The sequence below is a fragment of the Senimuribacter intestinalis genome, from assembly GCF_943192965.1.
GTDB lineage: Bacteria > Bacillota > Clostridia > Peptostreptococcales > Anaerovoracaceae > Senimuribacter > Senimuribacter intestinalis.
The window spans coordinates 98635-121200 of record NZ_CALPCF010000002.1 but is presented as its reverse complement, the minus strand read 5'-3'; the positions used below and the strand labels follow the sequence as shown (position 1 = coordinate 121200).

Sequence of the window (22566 nt, the reverse complement as noted above, 5' to 3'; positions counted from 1 at the left end):
TTTTTTTGACATTTTACGATTCTCGGTTAAGATTTGCCCTTTCACTTATACATTTTAAGAAGAAAAATCTGTTTTAAGTTAAATTTGACTTTTCCTGCCTTATCCGTTTCGCTGCGCCCGTCTCAAAGGAAAAGCCCCTGCCCTTCACTTCCTTGACACTGCTTATAGTAAAAAAGGCTTCCGGATCAATGCTTAAAATCGCTCGCTGCACTCGGTTCAATTCCCGAGCAGGGAGCACACAAAGCAAAATATCCTGCTTATTCTCCTGATAGCCGGATTCCCCATAAAACACTGTATTTCCAATGACCATATCGGCAAAAGCCCGTCTCATCTGCTGATGCTTTTCACTGATAATAAAGATCTGCACCGAGCTTCCGCCCATGAGAACCACTTTGTCCGCCACCATAGAATAGAAAAAGGTCAGCAGAATCCCCAGCAGGATTTCCTCCATGTTCCTTGCAAAAATCACCTGCGTCAGAAGAATCGCAAAGTCGATGAAGTACATGGGAAGTCCCACTGAAATGCCCAGCTTACGATTGAAAATAATCGCTAAAATATCCGTGCCTCCAGTGGATGCGCCGCATTTTATTACAATCCCCATGCCAACGCCTGCCAGTACCCCGCCGTAGATAGTCGCCAGCATTACATTGTCCGTAATTCCGTCTGCAAATCTTGTATGCTCAAAGAGATTGATGAACATCGGATACGCAAAAGTGCTGACAATAATCGAGCCGGCAAACTTTTTCCCCAAACAAATCCAGCCTGCCAGAAACAAAATCCCGTTAAATGCCATTACCGTATACGATACCGGAATCCCATAAAAGTGCTCCATTACTCTGCCTACACCCGTGGAACTTCCAATCATAACACCGCTGGGCAGCACAAATGCCACGATTCCAAATGCTGCGATGGCAAGTCCTGCAAAAACTGCAATATAGTTAATGATGATCCGTTTCATGATATTTCCCTTTCTCTTATAAAGTCGTCCGAAAAGGATTATATCACAACTTTTGGTCTATTAAAACAAATTTAATCCGTATTTTGATTGATTTTTTATTCATCTTTTACAGTTTTGCTTTTCTTATATTCTTTCCCCATAGAAAATCCTCTGCCGCTGACTTGACTGACTCTGCTGACTGTCATAAAGCACGCAGGATCGATACCATGAACAATCCGTTCCACCTTGGGCACTTCTCTGTTTGAGACTACAGTAAAGACCATCTCTGTCTGATGTGCAAGATAACCGCCTCTCGCAGAAAGGAGTGTCGTTCCTCTGTCAAGCTGCACTCCGATTGCCTCATTGATTTCTTTTGACTTTTCGCTGATAATTTTAATCTCTGTCTGGGTCGTGCCTATGAGCATCAGCTTATCAATAACCATCGTATAAATCATGACCAGCACAATACCATAAAGGATTTTTTCTGAACCGGTAAAAAATGCCTGTGCCAGCAAAATACAGGTATCAAACACATACAGACTGACTGACACCGGCACCTTGCAGAACTTCTGCAAAATCAGTGGCGGCACGTCCATACCCCCGGTAGAGGCGCCCGCGCGAATCACCACGCCAACTGCAATACCAATACCAAGACCTGAAAACAGCGTGCACAGAATCACATCGTCTGTAATAAATGCGCCCGGAAACAGTCTGTCAAGCCCTTCCAGAGCCAACGGATATGTAAAGGTGCTGATAATGGTGGTCAGCGCAAAGCGGCTCCCCAGCACAAGGAATCCCGCCGCCAGCATAATCACATTAAACACCAGCACAAAACCTGAAATCGAAATTCCACTCAAATGATTAACCGCCAGGGCTATGCCAGTACTGCCACCTGTCACCAATCCGCCCGGAATCAGAAAAAATTTCACCGCCAGCGCATAAATAACATTACCTGCAATCACGCAAAGGACTCTCGCCGCATGATCCCTTAAACTTAATTCTTTTTTCAACACCATGCCTCCTCAAATCATAACTGAGACCTATCCTAAAGCAAAGCCTCGCCCTTGTCAATAGACCCCCATTAGCATGGTAAAGAGATAATATAATATAAAACTGCTGCAAGCTTACCTCGCAGCAGTTTCTTCATACTGTTTTAAACTTTATTCAAAATACGTCTTTGCCAGGCCGCCTTCACTGGTCTCCCTGTATTTGCTGAACAAATCACAGCCTGTCTCATACATGGTCTTTATCACCACGTCAAAGGATATTTTTCTGGTGTGAGTCAAAAAGTTCGCCAAGCTTACCGCATTAATCGCACGCATAGCCGCAACAGCATTTCTCTCAATACATGGAATCTGCACCAATCCGCTGATAGGATCGCATGTCAGCCCAAGGTGGTGTTCCATAGCGACCTCAGCCGCATATTCGATCTGGTCAATTTCCATACCGAAAAGCTCGCCAAGTCCTGCAGCAGCCATAGAGCAGGCGCTTCCTACCTCTGCCTGACAGCCGCACTCAGCTCCGCTGATAGAGGCATTGGTCTTAATCAGATTTCCGATAAGCCCCGCCGTTGCCAGCGCATCCACAATCTGCTCATCGGAATACTTTCTGTTTTTCTGCATGTAGTAAAGGGTTGCCGGCACCACACCGCAGGAGCCGCAGGTCGGTGCAGTTACCACCATACCACCGTCCGCATTTTCTTCACTGACCGCATAGGCAAAAGCACATACCAGCCTGTTTTCTCTCGTCTGCGGGCTTTCATCAATATGATTCTGGCGATACAGATACCTGGCCTTTCTCTGAACGGAAAGCCCTCCCTGTAAAGTGCCTTCTGCAGAAAGCCCCCGGCGCACAGTTTCTTTCATCTGGTTCCAGATTTCATGCAGATAATCGCGAATTTCTTCGCCTTCCGTTTCATAAACATATTCACAAAGGCGAATATCCCTCTCTCTGCAGTAAGCATGTATTTCCTCAAAGGATTCCAGCTTATATACATCCTGCGGCTTTGCAGGCTTTTGCCCTTTGACAGCAATACGTCCGCCGCCCACGCTGTAAATTTCCATCTGACATTTCACACTGCCCGCAGCGTCCAGCGCTTCAAAAAACATGGTGTTAGGGTGCGGCAACTCTTCGTCCGACTTATCACTGAAAATCATTTCACATTTGTCAGAGCCAAGTACATCCAAAATTGCTACATCGGTCATATGGCCCTTTCCCGTCTTTGAAAGAGAACCATACAAGGTAACTCTATAGCCGGCAGCATCTTTTGTCTCCGCTGCAAAAATTTCCGCTGCCAGGGTCGGTGCAATGGTGTGAGAACTGGACGGTCCTCTGCCGATTCTGTATAGTTCACGAAGTGATTCCATAGTATTTCCTTTCCTTTTTCTAAAACCTAATTCAAATCATTTCCCTAAGCATTATATACGAAAATCCCCTCATTGCACAACCCTCAAATTATCTGCGCAAAATTATCTTCCAATGGCAAATAATACCACACCGCAAACCAGCAGTTCAAACCCGCCCCAGCCTTTTGCTGAAAGTTTTTCCTTCAAGAAAATCCGGGACAGAATGATGGAAATCACCATGCCCATACGGTAAATAGTCATAATGACCGCCGCTTTTCCAAGGAAAAGAGCCTTATACACCAGCACATGACCGGCTCCGGAAGCTGCTGCGCCCAGCAGAATAAACAGCCATGTCTTTGGGGAAATTTCCCCAAACTCTCGGCCCTTTCCTTTCTTCGCCAGCAAAAGCCAGAGCATTACGACCACGATGATGTAACGAAAAGTGGAAGTCACATTGGTGTCGATAGGCTCAGTATCCGACTTTACGATGACATAGGAAATAGATGCGCAAACCGCGGAAAGTCCCGCAAAAAGAATCCATCGCTGCTCACTATTCCAAAGACCTTTGCCTGAGAGCGCTGCAAGTTCCTGTCTGTCCATCATCAGTAAGGTTCCAGTAATAATCAATGCCGTTCCAACCATCATGAATACAGTAATTTTTTCTTTGATAAATACCGCACAAAGAATCATGGAAATGACGATGGTAAGACTTTGAATGGCAAGAAATACACTGACACTGCCGCCTTTGAGTCCCAGAAAATAAAATGCCCATGAGATGGACAAGACAATGCCGGAAGCAAGAACCGAAAGCCATGTATGCATGGTCATATCACTGACCTGTCCGAAGCTGCCAGAAAAAAGCGCTGTTCCTGCAAAAGCTGCAAGAAGCACCGTGTTTGTCACCGCACCGGTCACATAAGCGTCGGCGTCCTTAATTCCGATTTTGGAAAGTATGGTAGACACACCGATAAACAGTGTAGAAATCACCGCAAGTAAAAGCCACATAAAAACAGGCTCCTTTCGTTTTGTTTCCAGTAGTTTAAACGAAAAAAGCCTGTTTTATGTCATTTTAATTACATTCTTTTCAGAAATACTTCATAGCCTCTCTTGGTTTCGTAAACGTCAGCTTTGCTGGTTACTTCCCAAGGTGCGTGCATGTTCAGTACCGCTACACCGCAGTCGATAACGTCCATGCCGTAAAGCGCCAGAATGTACGCAATCGTACCGCCGCCGCCGATATCGACTTTACCCAGTTCTGCCAGCTGATAGTGGATTCCTTCATCGTCCATGATATTTCTGATTTCAGCAATATACTCAGCGTTGGCGTCGTTGGAGCCGGATTTGCCGCGAGAACCTGTGAACTTACTGAATACCATACCGCGGCCTGCAAAAGAAGCGTTCTTCTTTTCGTAAACGTCTGCGAAGAGCGGGTCGTAAGCAGCATTTACATCAGAGGAAAGCATTTTGGAGTTAGCCAGCACTCTGCGCAGCGTAAGCTCGCTATACTGCCCCATTCTATCAAGAAGTTCTGCTACTGCATTTTCAAAGAACTTGGATTCCATACCGGTTGCACCTACGCTGCCGATTTCTTCTTTATCTACCAGAATGCAGCATGCCGTTTTTTCTATATCTTCCACGTCCAGCAGGGCTTTCAGGGAAGTAAACGCGCAAACTCTGTCATCCTGACCGTAGGACATAATCATGCTGCGGTCAAGACCCGTGTCTCTTGCCTTGCCCGCCGGAACTACTTCCAGTTCAGCAGAGAGAAAATCCTCTTCTTCCATATCGTATTTTTCTTTTAACAGCTTCAGGATTGTAGCCTTTACTGCGTCTTTTTCTTCACCTTCAAGGGGTTTGCTGCCGATGAGTACGTCCAGATTTTCGCCCTCGATGACAGAGCCCGCCTTCTTTTCCATCTGTTTTGCGCCAAGGTGCGGCAGCAGATCTGTAATACTAACGACAGGATCATTTTCATCTTCACCGATTACGACATTGACTACCTGTCCGTCTTTCTTAGCAACTACACCGTGAATGGCAAGAGGCATTGCTACCCACTGGTATTTCTTCACACCGCCGTAGTAGTGAGTATCCAGATATGCAAAATCGGAGTCCTCATAAAGCGGATTCTGCTTCACATCCAGTCTCGGAGAGTCTACGTGAGCGCCCAAAATGTTCATGCCGTCTTCGATATTCTTTTTGCCGATGTGAAACAGGGCAATGGTCTTGCCCATGCAAACCGCATAAACCTTATCGCCAGCCTTCAGACTTTCTCCAGCTTTGATTACGTCCGCCAGGTCTTTATAGCCCGCAGCTTTTGCCATTTCGATGGTATTCTTTACACATTCTCTTTCGGTCTTGCCTTTGTCTAAAAAATCCTTATACTCTTCGCAAAGAGTCTCAAGAGCCTTTAAATCATTTTCCTTATAGCTTTTCCAAGCGTTTGGTCTTTCCATTTGACATTACTCCTTTACTTCTTTCTAGTATAGCATTCGGCAAATAACCGGTTCAATCATGCCGAATACTTTTTCAAGTGTGCCAGGCAAAAAACGCAAGGCGTAGCGGGACTACGCGGAGGCTTTTTGCCCAGTGCAAGCGGGAAAGCAGGCAAGTGATTTGGGCTGGTTATTTGCGAAATGCTATACTCATCTTTATCTTAGCCTAAAGACAGAAATAATGCAAGGAAAGATTTGGTAAAAAATCCACGGCAATTAGAACCGTGGATTTACAAGAAAATCAATTTTTATTTCTGCAATATAGTTTCACTGGCATTTTTCAGCTCCGGAATATCGTAAAGCAGCACCTCTTCCTTTTTAATCATATCTAAGAATTCAATATCAGAAGACTCACTTGTTATTATATCGACCGACAGGCTTAATGCATCCTCAACTGCCAGCCGGAAGCCACTTAGCTGAAATAACGAGCGAAGTTTTCCTTTTTCAATTTTCAAGTCTACATCACTGCCAGCCGTTGCGGTACCCTTTGAATAAGATCCAAATAGAGACACACTTTTTACACCGTGTTGTTCCGCTATCGGCGATATAATACGTTTTAATTCCTCAATACTATATGGAAGCATAAAATCACCTCATCTATATTCAGTATACCACGCTGTCTGCAAGAATAAAAGCTTTTCCTTTATTCCTCCCCATTTTTTCCAAACCGATTTACCCCATAAACACCAGCAAGTACCAGCACCGTTGCTATAATCTGGGTTTTCGTAAAAGTTTCACCCAGATAAAATACGCCGCCAAGAACAGATGTTACGGAGGCTATGCTTGCAAAGGCGGCACGCTTTGTCGCACCGATGATAGAGATGGAATAATTTGCGCAGAGAAACGCAATCAGATTGCACCCCAGAGACAGATACAAAATGCACACCAAAAAACCGCTGTTATGTAAAGGCAGGGTCAGAAATTCGACAACCGTTCCGTTCATTGCATGCTCTACAAGGGCGCAGCCGGTAAACACTACCGCACCGCTGACAATCATCGCATAAGTTTTTTCTGCACTGTTAAAGCCTTTGATATTCTGGGAAGTAATAGCATACGCTGACTCACTGCACATAGCAACAAGCAGAAACAGATATCCAAGAAAGCTGCTGGAAGTTGTCAGCTCACCACCCATTCCAATCATCACTGCGCCGGCCACAGTTACTATCATACATGCAATCTGCAGCTTAGTCGGCTTATCCCGCAGAAATACTGCGCTAAACAGCATGGTAATAATAGGAATGCAAGCAAGAAGTACCCCGCTTTCCGCCGCTGTAGTCCGCTGCACACCCAAAGTCTCCATGATGAAGTATAAAACCGGCTGAAAAAAGCTGAGAAGCAGAAGCGGCTTCAAATTTTTTCCTTTCAAATCGATTTTAATAATACCCAGCATAGCGCAGGCAGTCATGGCAACAAATGCCACCATGGTACGCCACGACAGCAGTGTAAATACCGACACGTCGTTGACGCACATTCTTATAAAAATAAAGCTTAGTCCAAAGAGAACCTCGCTGAAAACTGCGATAATGATTCCCTTGCTATAAACGCTCTTTCCCTGATTCATGACAGCTCCTCCTAACACTGGCTTTATTTTATCATGCCCCTGGACCTTTTGATATAATGAATTATAGAAAAATTGGTATAACACATTTTTACGTTGTAATTTTTGTTAAGTCGTGGTATAAAGACTTATCGTGAGAAGTATAATCCTATCTTTGCGGTGCGTTCCTCCATGGCAGATTACCATAATGAAAATGGATTGCTGGATCTTCCTCTGTATGCAGTCAGCCAATTAGAACCCTTTTGCACAGACTCTTCCCCGCATTGACTTTTCTCACTTCCTACAGTAAACTAAAGAAAATAAAAATCCCATCGGAGGTGTTATCATGAAAACAATCGGCATGATTGGAGGTCTTTCCTGGCACTCCTCTCTGCAAATGTACGAATACATCAACAACTATATCGCAGCTGCACTGGGCGAATACAACTGTGCAAAAATGGTTCTTGCCAACGTCAACCTGCAGGACGTTTTTATCACCCGCAAAGATGAACAGGAGCAGGTGCTGCTGGAAGGCGCACGCCAGATTGAAGCCGCAGGCTGTGATTTTTATATTATCTGTTCCAACACCATGCACAAGCATGCTCCATTCCTGCAGTCGCACATAAAAACGCCGCTGCTGCACATCGCAGACGCTACCGCCGATGCAATTCTCGCAAAAGGTATTTCCTGCATCGGTCTCATGGGCACCCGCATTACTATGGAGGAGGATTTCTACCGCGGCAGGCTGGAGGCAAAAGGTCTGGAGGTTGTGACTCCCGGGGAAAAAGACCGCGCTTTTATTGACAAGGTCCTCTTTGAAGAAACTGGCTTCGGCATTGTCAAAGAAGAATCCTCAAAAGAGTTTTACAGGATTGCCGAAAAACTGACTGCTTCCGGTGCAGAAGGCGTTATCCTCGGCTGTACTGAAATCGGCATGCTCATGCAGCAGGAACACACCGAAATACCGCTCTTTGATACCACCATCATTCACGGCAAAACCGCCGCAAAGATGGCGATAGAAGCATAACGCTTTATAAAAACAAACAGCAGCGATACGAAAGTGTATCACTGCTGTTTTTTACCTATCTAAAAATCTCCATTTTCTCAATTCTATCAAAGGCTTCTTTTAATTTTTCCAGACTTACCGTACACGCAATTCTTATGTACCCTTCTCCACAGGTTCCAAAAGCATTGCCCGGCAGTACTAGCACATGTGCCTCCCGAAGCATTAAGTCTGCAACCTCTTCGGAGTTTTTTCCTGTTTCCTTTATACTTGGAAACAGATAGAAAGTTCCCTTTGGTGGATATAACACATGCATACCGGAGATTTTATTAATGCGTTCCGCCGCATAGTATACCCGCGTTCGATATCCCTCAATCAGTGTCGGCTGCAGCTCATGTCTATGCTCTAGAGCATAGATTGCTCCCCTTTGCGAAATAGACGGCGTCGTAAAACAGATATTCTCATTTACATCTTTAAAGACATCTATCAAATACTCCGGCGCTATGATTTGCCCTACTCTCCAACCAGTCATGTTAAATCCCTTAGAAAAACTGTTTAAAGTAATTGTTCTCTCCCACATACCTGGCAAACTCGCAAATGGAATAAAAGGATTCTCGTAACTGTAATCTGTATAAATATCATCTGCGATCACAATCAAATCATACTTTTCTGCAAGAGCAGCAATTTTTTTCATAGTGTCAAAATGCAGACAACTTCCTGTAGGGTTGTTTGGTGTATTAATGACAAGGGCTTTTGTTCTCTCGGTAATTAAACTCTCCAGCCTATCTGCATTGATTTGAAATTCATCTTCCTCATAGGTCGGAAGTTCCACGGGAACCCCTCTGGATAGTTTTACCTGTTGTGGGTACGGTGTAAAGTACGGTGTCTACAAAATAACTTCATCCCCATCGTCCAAAATGCTTTCCAACACTACGTGCATGCCGACCGTGGCTGATGAACATACGAACACCTGCTCAGCGCTGATATTCATGTCGTATTCTTCTTTATAAAATTTGCAAATTGCACCTATAAGTTCAGGATCACCCTGAAACGCCGTATATTTAGTATGACCTTGATATGCCGCTGCTAATGCTGCATCTATGATAGGTTTTGGAGTATTGATATCTGGATCTCCCAAACTGAGATTAATTACATCATCATAGGATTTTGCAATCACATCAGACTGTCCCATGGCATTTTTATGAGATTTCCAGTACCGTTTTGAAATATACTTATGCTTCATTTTCTTCTCTACTTTCGTATTTTCTTCCAACACCGGTTAAGATACTTCCCAGGAATAAAACAACCAAAAGCATCGGGTGAAGCACCCACTTGAGAATACTCACATAACCATAATCATCTGGAATACCCTCAATTTCAGGTCCAATACTCAATGACAACAGGTACGGTGTGCAAATTGGAACAAATCCACATGTTGCGCAAGCTGTTGCATCAAGAATATTTGCAGAACGTGTTCCTGCAATATGATATTGCTTTGAAATTCTATTAGCAATAGGGCCTGCAAATAAAATTCCTGTGGAACTGCCTGCTGTCACAATTGTTCCAAGGGCTGAAGAAATCATAATAATCAGTTCTACCGAACGTGTACTCTTACAGTACTTGATTAGGACGTTCCCGAGACGTTCCAGGGCACCGCTTTCTTTAATCGTCTGCATCACGATGAACAAGAAGAAACAAAATACAATAATATCCAGCATACCGTTCATACCGTTTACCAAAGGTCCTTCTGCGCTAAACATTTCTGCAGAATCAACAAGTCCAAAAGCAAGACACAAAATCAGTGCTCCCAAATCGCAGACAATCAGGGTTCCACCCAAATCCCAGCCAATTCTCATCATAACAATCATAAGTACCGGGATTACTAGAAGTACCAATGCTACCGGATTTGCCTCCAAGGAATCCAACGCCACCGGTGCATCGCTTGTTGTCATTTTCCCGAAAATAACAAACAGTATTGCAGAAATACCTCCCGCAATTAAAGAATATGGTAATCTTGATTTTACAACCTCTCCTACCTGTGATTCCTGCGTCAAAGAGGAGGCAATAGTTGTATCTGAAATTGGTGCTAAATTATCTCCAAAGATAGCTCCACTGATTACCGCTCCAGTTAAAAGTGACGCGTCACATCCTAGCTGAATTCCAATTGGCAGCATAATCGGAAGTACCGCAACAATTGAACCTGATGAAGTTCCGCAGGAAGTTGAAATCAGAGCACACACGATAAATGCCACTACGGGAATAAAACCTGCGTCCAAATTCATTTCACCAGACAGCCATACCAGCGCGTCCACAAGTCCGCTAGCTCTCAAAAGCTTTGATAAAATACTCGCAAGAATAAATGCAATAATCAAAATTGAAAGCATAGAGTCCTGCAAGCCGCGAACTGCAACATCGCCGAACTGTTTTTTCTGTTTTACCAACAGAAAACAAATCACAACCGCCGCAAGCATAAGCAGATTATATACCCAAAAATCCGTATAATCGAATAACACCGCTACCGTCATTCCAATAACCAGCAATATCATAGAAATCCATGGACCAAAACTTCCACCATAAAAATCAAGTTTTTTATTTGCTTCCATCTTCATTCTCCTTATCTTCTCTGTGCAATAATCGCACGGGTTATATCCAAAAATTCATCAATTTCTTCCATCGTGTTACAGTGCAATGGTGACACACGAATAATCCCAGAAAGTCCGAAAGACTCCACCATTCGTTTCGAGTATTCGCTGGACGCAACTCTCTCATAAACGATAACACCTCTTTCCTCATAGGCTCTCGTCGTCTCATAAAAGTCATAATCCGAAAGTTTCATTGCCAAAATCAAGTCTCGATTTGCAAGGTTTGAATAGTCAAAGAAAGTGTCCACGCCATCCATCGCAAGCAGACCAGAGTTTCCATCTTTTCCATAAAGGAGCCTTTCAAGCAGCGCCTCTTCCTGCATGTGAATTCGCTTCATACCTTCTTCAATTAGAGATCTTCTATCACCATTTTCTGTAAAATGTGTTCCTATCCATGCAATATAATCTACCATTTCACTCATCACTGCATAATGCGCCGGCACAATACTTCCCATTTCCCACTGAGAATCACCGTCTGCAAAGATATGCTTATGAGGTAGGTTTTTCACACGGTCAGATACATAGCCAAAGGCAATGCCTCTGTTTCCAAAGAATTTGTAAGGAGCGATATTTAAACCATCAATTCTGATTTTTTCCACATCCAAGAGTCCGTGGGGCGCATGCTGTACTGCATCGGTTACGATAAAGATATCCGGATTAATTTTTCTTGATTCCTCCACAATTCTTTCTAAATCTGTCATTGCACCAGTCATGTTGGATGCAGAAGTCACATTCACCATTAGTGTATTTTCATCTACTAAAGAAAGTACCTCTTCCGCCGCGACACCTCCGGTTTTAGAATCGGACCCTGCAACCCTTACTTCTTTTCCAAATTTTTCTCCGTAAAATTTGCAAGAATCAAAAACTGATGGATGTTCAAGTACGCTGGTTACAATATTCGTTCCTTTTCCATATTCTACAATTGGACCCACAATATCAAACATCAGCATAGTCGCAGTCAGGCTGGTCAGAATTTCTCCATGCTTCGCATTGATTAGCGCACGAAAATCCTCTCTTCCTTTCACTTCATACTGATGAAGTACTTTGGAAGCCTTATGGTCTCTTGCAAAACAATCCGGGTAACAATTCAGTTCATCCGAAACTTTCACCGCAGATTTCAGTCTAAGAGAGCCTCCTGCGTTCTCAAAAAACAACCGTCTGCTTCCATCGGCATCGGTATCAATCCTGCAAAATCTATCTCTCACCTCAGCCAGTAAAGCTTCATCAAAGCTCAATCCTTCTCTTGGATTTTTACTCATTTTCCTCATCTCCTACGATTAATACAATCCGTGACGTGATATATACGTTTCCAGCTCTTTCATTTTAGTTCGCTGTTCCTCTCCAATAGAGCGATATACCGTTGCCACTAACATCTCTGCAAGCGCCACTGGCGCAACATAAGAATTGTTAATTGTCATACCATCTACACTGGACAATAAAGCAACATCTGCATTTTTACAAACAGGTGCTGTAATTTTATCTGTCAGCACAATTACCTTGGCACCCTTCTTTAAAGCGATTTCAAGCACTGTCATTGCCATCTCCGCATATCTTGGAAAACTACTTAAAATGAGACAATCATCCTCTGTAATATCCACTATGGTCTCAAGGGCACTGGACTCAGCCTCATCAATAATTCGCACATCAGAAAAAACATCACTCAGTGCACGTAAGATATGCACTACTGATACAGACCCACGAAAGCCTGTGATGAATCTACGATTGGCTGAAAGAATCAAATCACTTGCACGTTCAAATGACTGTATACCATTTCTCTCAAAAATACTTTCCAAATTTTCCTGCATGTTATGCAACATTTGTTCATATAAGTTTTCCGATAAAATGATAGAACGCTTTTTGTCAAACCGTTTGTATGGGGGCATACTGTTCACGCCTCCATTATGCTTGATGTCCTCCTTCATAAAATCAACAATAAAACTCTGCATATCACTGTACCCGGTGAATCCCAGTTTTTTCGCCGTTCTTATGACAGATGCATCACTGGTTCCAATTAATCTTCCTAGTTCTAGCGCCGAGGTCAGACAAACATTATAATAATGCTCGGAAATATACTCGGCAATTTTACTTTCCGTTGCGGTCAGCTTTGCTTTTTTAATTCTGGAATCAATTCCCTTATTCATAGAAGCTCCTGTAGTGTATACAACAAAATATCGATAAATTGTTTTCATCGTCAGTATAAATTCTGTCGTGTTTGTTGTAAATATAAAAATTCAAAATTTTTAAACTCTATATTTTTATAGTATTTTCCCCATTTAATCTCAAAAACACGCATCCTTTGCTCTTATATTATTTCACTTATTCGGATATTCAATCGTTTTGTAGCGGTTGTAGTGCAACAAAAAACAGCCACTCCACGGTGACTGTTTTTCTAACTTTAATTCTTTTAATTACAATATATCAATATGCTCTCCTGCCAGTGCCTTGTTCATACTGCGCACAGCGCAGAATTTTCCGCACATGGAGCAGGTATCCTCATGCTCTGGTTTTCGTTCTTCACGGATTGCCTTCGCTGTTTCCGGGTCAATGGCACATGCCCACTGTGCCTCCCAATCCAGTTCTCGTCTTGCATCCGCCATGCGGTCGTCCATTTCACGAGCGCCGCGAACGCCCTTTGCGATATCCCCTGCGTGGGCTGCGATTTTGGAAGCGATAATCCCCTGTTTTACGTCTTCCACGTTTGGCAGAGCTAAGTGCTCTGCTGGAGTTACATAGCAGAGAAAAGCTGCGCCGGAAGCTGCTGCGATAGCCCCGCCGATAGCAGAGGTAATATGATCGTAACCCGGGGCAATATCTGTAACAATCGGACCCAGCACATAAAATGGTGCGCCGCTGCAGATGGTCTGTTGCAGCTTCATATTCGCCGCAATCTGATCCATCGGCATATGTCCAGGTCCTTCTACCATTACCTGCACATCTTTTTCCCAGGCACGCTTTGTCAGTTCACCCAGACGCACCAGCTCTTCAATCTGGCAGACATCGGATCCATCGGCAAGACAGCCTGGACGGCAGGCATCTCCCAGAGAAATAGTTACGTCGTACTCTCTACAGATATCCAAAATTTCATCAAAGTACTCGTAAAACGGGTTTTCCTCACCGGTCATAGTCATCCATGCAAAGACCAGAGAGCCGCCGCGGGAAACAATATTCATCTTCCGCTTATGCTTTTTGATCTGATCGATGGTCTTTCGGGTAATGCCGCAGTGCAGCGTTACAAAATCCACGCCGTCTTCTGCGTGCAGTCTCACTACATCGATAAAATCTTTCGCAGTCAGCGTATCCAGATCCCGCTGGTAATGAATCACGCTGTCATAGATCGGCACCGTTCCAATCATGGCAGGGCATTCCGCTGTCAGTTTGCGGCGAAAAGGAATTGTATCTCCGTGAGAAGATAAATCCATGATGGCATGGGCGCCCATATGAACCGCCGCCATGACCTTTTCCAACTCTACGTTCATATCCTTGCAGTCTCTGGAGACACCCAGGTTTACGTTTATTTTCGTCTGCAGCATAGAACCGACTCCCTCCGGATCGATACATTTGTGATTTTTATTGGCGCAAATCGCCACTTTGCCAGACGCCACAAGAGGCATCAGTTCCTCGTTCGTCATGCGCTCTTTCTTTGCTACAATTTCAAGTTCAGGCGTCACGATACCTTTGCGTGCAGCTTCCATCTGTGTTGCATATGCTCTCATTTTCGTTTTTCCTCCTTACGTATCTTCGGACATCTGCAGCCGCCGCAAAAAAACAAACTGCCAATGTCCCCGCAGGTCCATTGGCAGTAAATCGTCCATATTTCCCTACGTTGGCATTATCCAAATCAGGTTGCAGGTCGAAGCAGTATCAGCTCCCTCTCAGCCCATTACTATGAGCTCCCTTTTTTATATTTATATATTTATCTTAGCACTGTATCTTACAAATTGCAAGAAATTCTTTACAATCTGATGCGGTGGCACGCGACTGCGGTATGCGTTACGCAGCTCGCCATCCGCAAGACGCATTTATCAGCCGCACTTAGAAAATCCACAGTTTCTGCAGATCACACAGCCGCCTTCATGTTCCACTACACTTCCGCATTCCGGGCAAGCATGAATCTCACTGGCAGATGCTGGTACTTTCTGGCTCTGCTGTGCAGGTACTGCTGCAGCAGTTGGTGCTGCCGACGCTGCGGTTTCACCTGACTGTTCCTCAATAATCTTAGAAACTTTCATAATCACCCTTGCGATAGCGTCTGGACAGGATGTGCAGCCCATACCCTGCTGTCTGATGGTAGACGGACATCTGATTCCCTTCAGCTGATCATAAACTTCCTGAATAGAGATACCGCTGCGCAGCGCTACCGATACCAATCTCGCTGTAGCTTCGCTCTGGCTTGGGCAGCCGCCGGCTTTTCCCGTACTGGTAAACACTTCGCAAATGCCGTTTTCGTCGTAGTTGGTCGTCACATAAAGGCTTCCGCAGCCGATTTTCATCTTTTCTGTAAAGCCGCGGGTTACGTCAGGACGCGGACGCGGTTCGATATGACCGTAGCGTTCCTCCTGGCAGGTCGGGCAAGCTGCCGCAGTCTGCGCAGATGCACCTTCTCTGTTTACCTTGCCGATATTAAGTACCTGCTCTTCTCTGCTGCCGTCACGATAAATAGTCACACCCTTGCAGCCTTCTTTGTATGCCAGAAGATATGCCTCTCGCACTTCGTTTCTGGTGGCTTCCTTAGGGAAGTTTACAGTCTTTGAAACGGCGTTGTCCGTATGGCGCTGGAAAGCTGCCTGCATTTTAATGTGGTCAATCGGCTTGATATCGTGTGAGCAAACGAAAACATCGCGCACTTCCTGCGGGATTTCCTCACAGTGAGCGATAGTTCCCTCTGATGCAATTCTGCGAAGCAGTCTATCACTATAAAGCCCCAGTTCTTTCAATTTCTCTGTTAGAACCGGATTCACCTCAATCATCTCTGTGCCATCCATAATATTGCGGATAAATGCGTAGGCGAAGACTGGTTCTACACCGGAAGAACATCCGCCGATGATAGAAAGCGTACCGGTCGGAGCAATGGTAGTCACCGTCGCATTTCTCATAGCCGCCCCATCCTTTAAAGTGCTGACCGAGAATAACGGGAAAGTTCCGCGCTTTGCTGCCAGCTTACTGCTTGCCGCATGACCTGCTGTATTGATATACCCCATGACTCTTTCAGCAAGCTCCACAGCTTCATCAGAATTATATGGAATACCCAGCATTAAAAGAGCATCTGCCCATCCCATTACGCCCAGTCCGATTTTACGGGACGCACGGGTCGTTTCTGCAATCTTATCCAGAGGATAATTATTGGCGTCAATGACGTTGTCCAGAAAATGCACTGCCTGCTCTACAGTTTCTCCCAAAAGACGGAAGTCAAATTCATAGCCCGTCAGCGTTTTTCTCAGCATCTTCACCAGGTTAATGGAGCCCAAGTTGCAGCTTTCATATGGCAGCAGCGGCTGTTCTCCGCACGGATTGGTACTTTCAATTTCACCCTGCGTCGGGGTCACATTATCGCGGTTAAGCCTGTCCAGGAAAATAATGCCCGGCTCTCCGTTTTTCCACGCATGGTCAACGACAAGGTCGAAGACCTTTTCTGCGCTGAGATGTCCTACCGCTTGCTTTGTCTTCGGGTCGATGAGATCATAATCACTCTGGCTCTCTACCGCTTCCATAAAAGCTTCCGTAATACCAACACTAATGTTAAAATTTGTAATCTCTTTATTGTCTGCTTTGCAGTTGATAAAGTCCAAAATATCCGGGTGATCAATTCTAAGTACACCCATGTTAGCACCTCGTCTAGTGCCACCCTGTTTCACAGCCTCCGTTGCCGCATTGAATACCTTCATAAAGCTGATAGGTCCGCTGGCAACGCCGCCCGTAGATCTAACGGCTGATCCACTCTGACGAAGTCTTGAAAAAGAAAATCCCGTACCCCCACCAGACTTATGAATCAATGCCGCATTCTTTACAGAATCAAAGATTCCTTCCATACTGTCTTCCACCGGCAAAACAAAGCAGGCTGAAAGCTGCCCCAAAACTCTACCCGCATTCATCAGAGTCGGGGAGTTTGGTAAAAAGCGCAAATCCGTCATCAGTTCGAAGAACTGATCGCTGAGCGCCTTCGTATCTGTCGTGTTATCGTATTTTGCATCTGCTGCAGCGATGGTATCTGAAACTCTGCGAAACATACCTTCTACTGTTTCCGTCAGGTTACCTTCTCCATCTTTGCCCAGATATCGTTTTTCCAGTACTGTTAAAGCATTCTTGCTGATTTCTGAAATTGCCATATTTCCCTCCGCTATACACTTTATATATTGTCACAGAGATAATTATATCACTATATGTAGTGTATAGCAACAAGTTCTTCCAACAAATTCACGATAGCTTTATAAGAAGACTGCGCACGCCGCAATTTATCCTATTTCTTAAAAGACTAGCAGCGGAACGAAAGAAATTCTAAAATAGGTCAATTTCCCCTATTTTTTGTAGGTCAATTTGCCATAATAGTTCTAGAAAGGAGGCGTGACAGTGAATAGACTCAAAGAACTTCGAAAGAAAAAAGGTCTTACTCAGGTCAAAGTGCAAATCGAAACCGGTATAGACCAGGCTGACTATTCAAAGATGGAGCATGGCAAACGCTATCCTACAACGGAGCAGGCAAAGGAACTGTCCTTTCTCTTTGAAACCAGTCTCGACTATATCTATGGCATCACTGACGATCCCACGCCTTATCCCAGATCAAAGAACGCCGTACCGAAAAAGAAGCGAAAGGATTCAGAGCCTAAAATATAAAACCTCCAGAAGCTGCACCATACAGGGTGTCATCTGGAGGTTTTTGTTTTGTTTCAGGAATTATTTTACTGTCACTTTGCACGTTTTGGAAAGTCCGTTACTTGTTTTTACGGTTATGGTTGCTGTACCTTTCTTTTTCTTTGCAGTGACCACTCCTTTGCTGTTTACGACAGCAATAGTCCTGTCTGAAGAAGTATAGGTCAACTTTCTGCCGTTGACGCCACTCTTAGAAAGAGTCGCTTTCAAGGTAAAGGCTTTCCCCTTTGCGAGACTCTTCTTCGAATAGTTCAGTTTTAGACTGCTAACCGCATTAACAGTGCAGGTTGCTTTCACCAGTACATCATTTCCTGCTGCGTCCACCGCATATACCGAATAAATGCCCGGAATGGTTAGGGTTTTGCTGACCGTCCCATCTGCACTCAAAGAAAGCTTGGTGCCTGCCCCGCTTCGGAAGTAGGAAAGAGACTGACTGCCCCTAGCATATCGCACAGTTGGCAAAAGACCACTGTCATCGCTTGCTGCGATTTTCAGTTTCTGTTTATAGGAACCGCTGATTTTAGATACCGATGCTTTTAGCTGCGGTGCCTTGACATCAATCTGATAATCATCTTCACTGTAATCTGTCAGCGACTTATATAAATCCAAAAATCTTCCCGACACCACTCTTCCGTTTAGAGAACTCTTTCTCTGGGCGCCGGAAAGAAGCAAATGGCGGATACCTGCTGCGCTGATATCTTTATAGTAGGAATGCAGCGCCGCTGCCGCCCCCGTTACAAAAGGAGCCGCCATGGAGGTTCCTGACATATCATCATATTTATTGTTAGGAATTGTACTGTGAATCACGGTTCCCGGCGCCGCAATATCTACAGATTTACTGCTGTAATTGGATTTACTGTTCAGTCTGCCATTGCTCTGTGCATTGCCGACACAGATTACATTGCTCAAGTCATAGCAGCCCGGATAAATCGGCTTATTGTCCAGATTCAGTCCATCATTTCCTGCTGCGCAGACAAACAGCATATCTGATGCCGCAATGGTCCTATACAAAGTCTCATCGTCGACATAGGAACCCATGCTCAAGTTGCAGATATCTGCACCGTTTCTCTCTGCATAGCGAATAGCTCTAACCACATCGTAGCTGTCTCCAAGTCCCTTCGGACCTTCCAGTACCTTTAAATCCATGATGGAAACTTTGCCTGTAGCAGAGGCAATTCCGGCAATCCCATTCCCATTATTAGTAGCTGCGCCGATAATGCCTGCACAGTGAGTTCCATGCGCATAGTAGTTGTTGATTGCGCCATCGCTGAGAGGTCTGTTTTTGGCAAAATCATATCCATGAACATCATCCCGATAGCCGTTTCCGTCATCGTCCCTATCATTTCCTGGGGTTTCTCCAGAATTTACCCAGATATTTGCAGCTAAATCGCTATGCGTATAGTCCATACCGGTGTCGATAACTGCCACTACAGTTTCGCTCATTTCATTCAGATGTTCCATGATAAAATCATAGCTTTCTTCAAAACCGATATCCACGCCGGTTTCTTCATTATGCAAGCCCCACTGCAAGCCATAAAAAGGATCATTAACCCTTGTCGCTTCATATACAAAATTCGGCTGTACAGAAAAGTTCTCTGCCTGCGCCTCCAAATCCTCTCTAATCTGATCTTCTGTAATACCGTTTTTGACCTTAATCAGTGCCAAATCGGTTCCATCAAAGCTGATGTCCTCTACATAAGACGGCAGCTTCAGCTCTGACAAATCTGAAGTAGCTGTTAAGATATATTCCTGCTTTCTGACCTCTGCAGAGGTATCTCCTGCTGTATCCGTACCAAAAGAAATCACCGGCACCATAGTTACACCCAGTGCCATGGCTAAAAATAAAACTATGCCTTTTTTCTTTAACCTTTTCATTCTGTTGCCTCCGATTTTTCGCTTCTTTTCTCCTCCATCCGCTCCTCTTTTGCAATATTGACTGCCTTGATGTGCGGCATTTTATGATTCGGATCGGTGAGGAATACGTACAAATATATAGTCGCAATCCCTACCAAAACAAAAGCGTCTTTATAAAGCTCTCTGCTAATCAGCACAGCCGCCATTCCCATGGTTGCACTAACGCCGTAAAGCATCAACACAGCTCTTCGCTGTCCGTATCCCGATGCCATCAGCCTGTGATGCAGATGACCTTTGTCCGCTTCCATAATCGGTCTTTTATTGACAAGCCTACGTAAAATAGCAAAAAACGTATCAAAGATTGGAATTCCCAGCACCACGACCGGCACTACAACTGCAATGATGGTCGACCGTTTCAGCGGTCCTACCACCGACAGCGCAGCAATCATAAACCCGAGAAACAGCGAGCCTCCGTCTCCCATAAAAATCTTTGCCGGAAAAAAGTTAAAGGGCAAAAATCCCAAACATCCGCCGGCAAGAGTCAGCATAGCAAGGCAAACAATCATCATACCATACTGATCTCCATGAATATAGGCAACATAGGCAATGCAAAGGGCAGAAATCGCTGCGTTTCCAGCCGCAAGTCCGTCCAGTCCGTCAATGAGATTGATGGTATTGGTAATCCCTACAATCCAAAGCACCGTTACGATAAAGCAGACCACTTCCCCGAAAAGGAGCTTTCCTTCTCCAAAATAGTTTGCAATGAACTTAATCCGAAGCCCCATATAATACATCAAAATCGCAACCAAAAGCTGCCCGCCGAACTTCAGTTTCGCGTTCAGATTCTTTAAATCGTCAACCACGCCCAGAATATAGATCATAGTGCCGCCGATCAAAACCGGTATCATCTTTTCATTATCGCCTGCATAAATTGCAAGAGAACCGATAGTTCCCACGAAGATTGCCAATCCACCAAAGCGAGGCATTGCCTTGGTATGCATCCTTCGTCCGTCTTTCGGCACGTCAATCGCACCGATTTTAGGAGCAATCTTAATCGCAACCGGCGTAAACAAAAGTGCCAGCGCAAAAGCTGTTACAAAAGCCGCCAGTAGCGTCAGTCTCGTAATTTCCATAAATTTGTTATCCTTCGTACTTGTATTCTATTAGTCCAGCATGACGATCTTAAGACCCGCTTCATCTAAAATCTCTACAGAAAGCTCATCTGGATAACCCTCTTTTACCACAATGCGTTTAATTCCTGCGTTGATGATCATCTTTGCACAAATTACGCAAGGTTGATTGGTAACATAGATGGTCGCATCTTCGATGCTCTGTCCCAGCGTTGCCGCCTGGATAATCGCATTCTGTTCCGCATGAAGCGCTCTGCAAAGCTCATGGCGCTGTCCCGATGGAACTCCCATCTTCTGACGCAGGCAGCCACCCTTTTCGTCGCAGTGGGCAATGCCTCTGGGCGCGCCGTTATATCCTGTGGCCACAATATGCTTGTCCTTTACAATAACTGCTCCAACCTGTCTGCGCAGGCAGGTAGAGCGCTTTGCTGTCAGCTCTGCCATCTGCATAAAATATTCATCCCATGTAGGTCTGTTATCTTTTGCTAAAATCTTCGTATCAGCCATGATCGTCGTTCCTTTCTTTCATTGGTTTTTCATCGTAATATATTTCCACCAGGTACAAGCCCTGGGGTGGCGCTGTGTGCCCCGCTCTCTGTCTGTCTGCCGACTGCAGAATTGCCGGAATGTCCTCTGCAGACTTCTTGCCTTGTCCAACTTCTACTAAAGTGCCCACAATAATCCGCACCATATTGTAGAGAAAGCCATCGCCGGTCACCTCTATGTGCATCTCTCCTGCCACAGGTTCTTTGATCTGAAGGTCATATATCGTGCGCACGGTAGTCTCACGCACGGTTCCCCCCGCAGCCTGGAAACAAGCAAAGTCATGAGTTCCCTCGATAAAAGCTGCTGCCTTACGCATAGGCTCTGCTGCCAAAGCGGCTTTCAGGTGGTAACAGTAATTTCGCGAAAACGCGCTGGCTGCGCTGCCATGTCTTAAGATATACCGATAAGTCTTCCCCTTGGAGTCAAACCGTGCATGAAAGTCTGCCGGCATTTCTTCTGCCCTGATAATCCGCACATCACCGCAGGCGTATCCGCTCCCCAGACTCCCTGCCAAATAGTTATTGACTGCCAAAGGGATTCTGTCAGTAGGAATCCCAAACTCACCCCGGAAAGACGCCCGCTGGGAAAGCGCATGTACACCGGCATCGGTACGACTTGTACCGTTTATCTGTACTGGCTTTCCGCATACATGGCTCAGCGCCTTCTCCAGTTCGCCCTGCACCGTCCGCACGCCGGGCTGTCTCTGCCAGCCGGAGAAACCTGTTCCGTCATATTCAATCGTCAAAAGAATATTTCTTTCCATGTTTGATTCTAATGCCTTACTTTCTCGGAAGCTCAATCTGCTTGTTGTCCTTAGACTCTCTGTACAGGGTGAATTTTCTTCCAATGGCCTGAACAAACTCTGCTCCCAGTTTCTCGGCAATTTCATTGGCGGTTTCCTTCGGGCTCAAAGTGCAGCCCTCCTGAATCTTCACTTTTACCAACTCTCTGCAGTAAAGTCCGGTGTCAATTTCCTTGACGATATTCTCCGTCAGTCCCTGTTTTCCAATATATACCGTAGGGTCTGTGGTCTGTGCAAGTCCTCTCAAAAAACTCCTCTGCTTGCTTGTAATCATAAATCTATCCTCATTTCATCTTAATTCTGCATTCAATCCGTTATAGTATACCATAAAACTTGTCACTTTGTGCGAAGAAAACGTAAAGTTTAGAAAAAAAAGAGGACGCTGTCTGGCGTCCTCCTTTCATTATACGGTTA

The 22566-nt window shown here is 44.9% G+C and carries 19 protein-coding genes, 1 pseudogene and 1 riboswitch; of the genes and pseudogenes, 2 read left to right on the top strand and 18 right to left on the bottom strand.

Annotated features, from left to right (window positions below; genetic code table 11):
* Window positions 1-73: 73 nt before the first annotated feature.
* The 7 genes from NFR88_RS02550 to NFR88_RS02520 form a co-directional block, all read right to left on the bottom strand.
* Window positions 74-958, bottom strand: coding sequence for a YitT family protein (locus NFR88_RS02550; protein WP_251613342.1), 885 nt, complete (start codon window positions 956-958; stop codon window positions 74-76).
* Window positions 959-1053: 95 nt separating this feature from the next.
* Complete coding sequence (locus tag NFR88_RS02545; protein WP_251613340.1) at window positions 1054-1947, bottom strand: YitT family protein; 894 nt, start codon at window positions 1945-1947, stop codon at window positions 1054-1056.
* 150 nt (window positions 1948-2097) lie between these two features.
* Complete coding sequence (locus NFR88_RS02540) at window positions 2098-3303, bottom strand: L-serine ammonia-lyase (protein ID WP_251613338.1); 1206 nt, start codon at window positions 3301-3303, stop codon at window positions 2098-2100.
* A gap of 102 nt (window positions 3304-3405) precedes the next feature.
* The gene (locus NFR88_RS02535; protein WP_251613336.1) at window positions 3406-4287 is read right to left on the bottom strand and encodes an EamA family transporter; all 882 of its coding nucleotides are present in this window, start codon (window positions 4285-4287) and stop codon (window positions 3406-3408) included.
* A gap of 68 nt (window positions 4288-4355) precedes the next feature.
* Window positions 4356-5735 carry an aminopeptidase gene (locus tag NFR88_RS02530; protein ID WP_251613334.1) on the bottom strand — a complete coding sequence of 460 codons (1380 nt, stop codon included), beginning with the start codon at window positions 5733-5735 and terminating at the stop codon, window positions 4356-4358.
* A gap of 287 nt (window positions 5736-6022) precedes the next feature.
* Window positions 6023-6358 (bottom strand): nucleotidyltransferase family protein, encoded by a 336-nt coding sequence (locus NFR88_RS02525; protein WP_251613332.1) that lies wholly within the window; start codon window positions 6356-6358, stop codon window positions 6023-6025.
* 59 nt (window positions 6359-6417) lie between these two features.
* On the bottom strand, window positions 6418-7335 hold the full coding sequence (locus tag NFR88_RS02520; protein ID WP_251613330.1) for a DMT family transporter: 918 nt from the start codon (window positions 7333-7335) through the stop codon (window positions 6418-6420).
* A 322-nt stretch (window positions 7336-7657) separates the two neighbouring features.
* On the opposite strand from NFR88_RS02520, the gene NFR88_RS02515 reads away from it, so the two are divergent.
* Window positions 7658-8338, top strand: coding sequence for an aspartate/glutamate racemase family protein (locus tag NFR88_RS02515; protein ID WP_251613328.1), 681 nt, complete (start codon window positions 7658-7660; stop codon window positions 8336-8338).
* A 55-nt stretch (window positions 8339-8393) separates the two neighbouring features.
* On the opposite strand, the pseudogene NFR88_RS02510 reads toward NFR88_RS02515, so the two are convergent.
* The 6 genes and pseudogenes from NFR88_RS02510 to NFR88_RS02485 all read right to left on the bottom strand — a co-directional run bounded on the left by NFR88_RS02510 (window position 8394) and on the right by NFR88_RS02485 (window position 17279).
* Window positions 8394-9506 (bottom strand): annotated as a pseudogene (locus NFR88_RS02510) (aminotransferase class I/II-fold pyridoxal phosphate-dependent enzyme).
* Between the two features lie 40 nt (window positions 9507-9546).
* Window positions 9547-10917 (bottom strand): Na+/H+ antiporter NhaC family protein, encoded by a 1371-nt coding sequence (locus NFR88_RS02505; RefSeq protein ID WP_251613326.1) that lies wholly within the window; start codon window positions 10915-10917, stop codon window positions 9547-9549.
* An 11-nt stretch (window positions 10918-10928) separates the two neighbouring features.
* The gene (locus NFR88_RS02500; RefSeq protein ID WP_251613324.1) at window positions 10929-12215 is read right to left on the bottom strand and encodes an aminotransferase class V-fold PLP-dependent enzyme; all 1287 of its coding nucleotides are present in this window, start codon (window positions 12213-12215) and stop codon (window positions 10929-10931) included.
* An 18-nt stretch (window positions 12216-12233) separates the two neighbouring features.
* On the bottom strand, window positions 12234-13145 hold the full coding sequence (locus NFR88_RS02495; RefSeq protein WP_251613322.1) for a MurR/RpiR family transcriptional regulator: 912 nt from the start codon (window positions 13143-13145) through the stop codon (window positions 12234-12236).
* Window positions 13146-13364: 219 nt separating this feature from the next.
* Complete coding sequence (gene thiC / locus NFR88_RS02490; RefSeq protein WP_251613320.1) at window positions 13365-14669, bottom strand: phosphomethylpyrimidine synthase ThiC; 1305 nt, start codon at window positions 14667-14669, stop codon at window positions 13365-13367.
* Between the two features lie 84 nt (window positions 14670-14753).
* A riboswitch (TPP riboswitch) is annotated at window positions 14754-14863 on the bottom strand.
* Window positions 14864-14978: 115 nt separating this feature from the next.
* Window positions 14979-17279, bottom strand: a complete 2301-nt coding sequence (locus tag NFR88_RS02485; RefSeq protein WP_161909057.1) for a vitamin B12-dependent ribonucleotide reductase — start codon at window positions 17277-17279, stop codon at window positions 14979-14981.
* A gap of 241 nt (window positions 17280-17520) precedes the next feature.
* On the opposite strand from NFR88_RS02485, the gene NFR88_RS02480 reads away from it, so the two are divergent.
* Entirely contained in the window at window positions 17521-17784 is a 264-nt protein-coding gene (locus tag NFR88_RS02480; RefSeq protein ID WP_160201758.1) for a helix-turn-helix domain-containing protein, read from the top strand.
* 60 nt (window positions 17785-17844) lie between these two features.
* On the opposite strand, the gene NFR88_RS02475 is transcribed toward NFR88_RS02480, so the two are convergent.
* From NFR88_RS02475 to yhbY, 5 genes are read right to left on the bottom strand one after another with little or no spacing between them, the layout of a single operon-like run.
* Window positions 17845-19695: a S8 family serine peptidase gene (locus tag NFR88_RS02475; RefSeq protein ID WP_251613318.1), complete on the bottom strand. Its 1851-nt coding sequence runs from the start codon at window positions 19693-19695 to the stop codon at window positions 17845-17847.
* Complete coding sequence (locus NFR88_RS02470; RefSeq protein ID WP_160201756.1) at window positions 19692-20807, bottom strand: glycosyltransferase family 4 protein; 1116 nt, start codon at window positions 20805-20807, stop codon at window positions 19692-19694. The genes NFR88_RS02475 and NFR88_RS02470 overlap by 4 nt, the downstream gene beginning before the upstream one ends.
* Before the next feature lie 30 nt (window positions 20808-20837).
* The gene (locus NFR88_RS02465; protein ID WP_160201755.1) at window positions 20838-21311 is read right to left on the bottom strand and encodes a deoxycytidylate deaminase; all 474 of its coding nucleotides are present in this window, start codon (window positions 21309-21311) and stop codon (window positions 20838-20840) included.
* Window positions 21304-22113, bottom strand: coding sequence for a tRNA pseudouridine(38-40) synthase TruA (gene truA, locus NFR88_RS02460; RefSeq protein WP_160201754.1), 810 nt, complete (start codon window positions 22111-22113; stop codon window positions 21304-21306). The genes NFR88_RS02465 and truA overlap by 8 nt, the downstream gene beginning before the upstream one ends.
* 16 nt (window positions 22114-22129) lie before the next feature.
* Entirely contained in the window at window positions 22130-22426 is a 297-nt protein-coding gene (gene yhbY / locus NFR88_RS02455) for a ribosome assembly RNA-binding protein YhbY (RefSeq protein ID WP_160201753.1), read from the bottom strand.
* Between the last annotated feature and the right edge of the window lie 140 nt (window positions 22427-22566).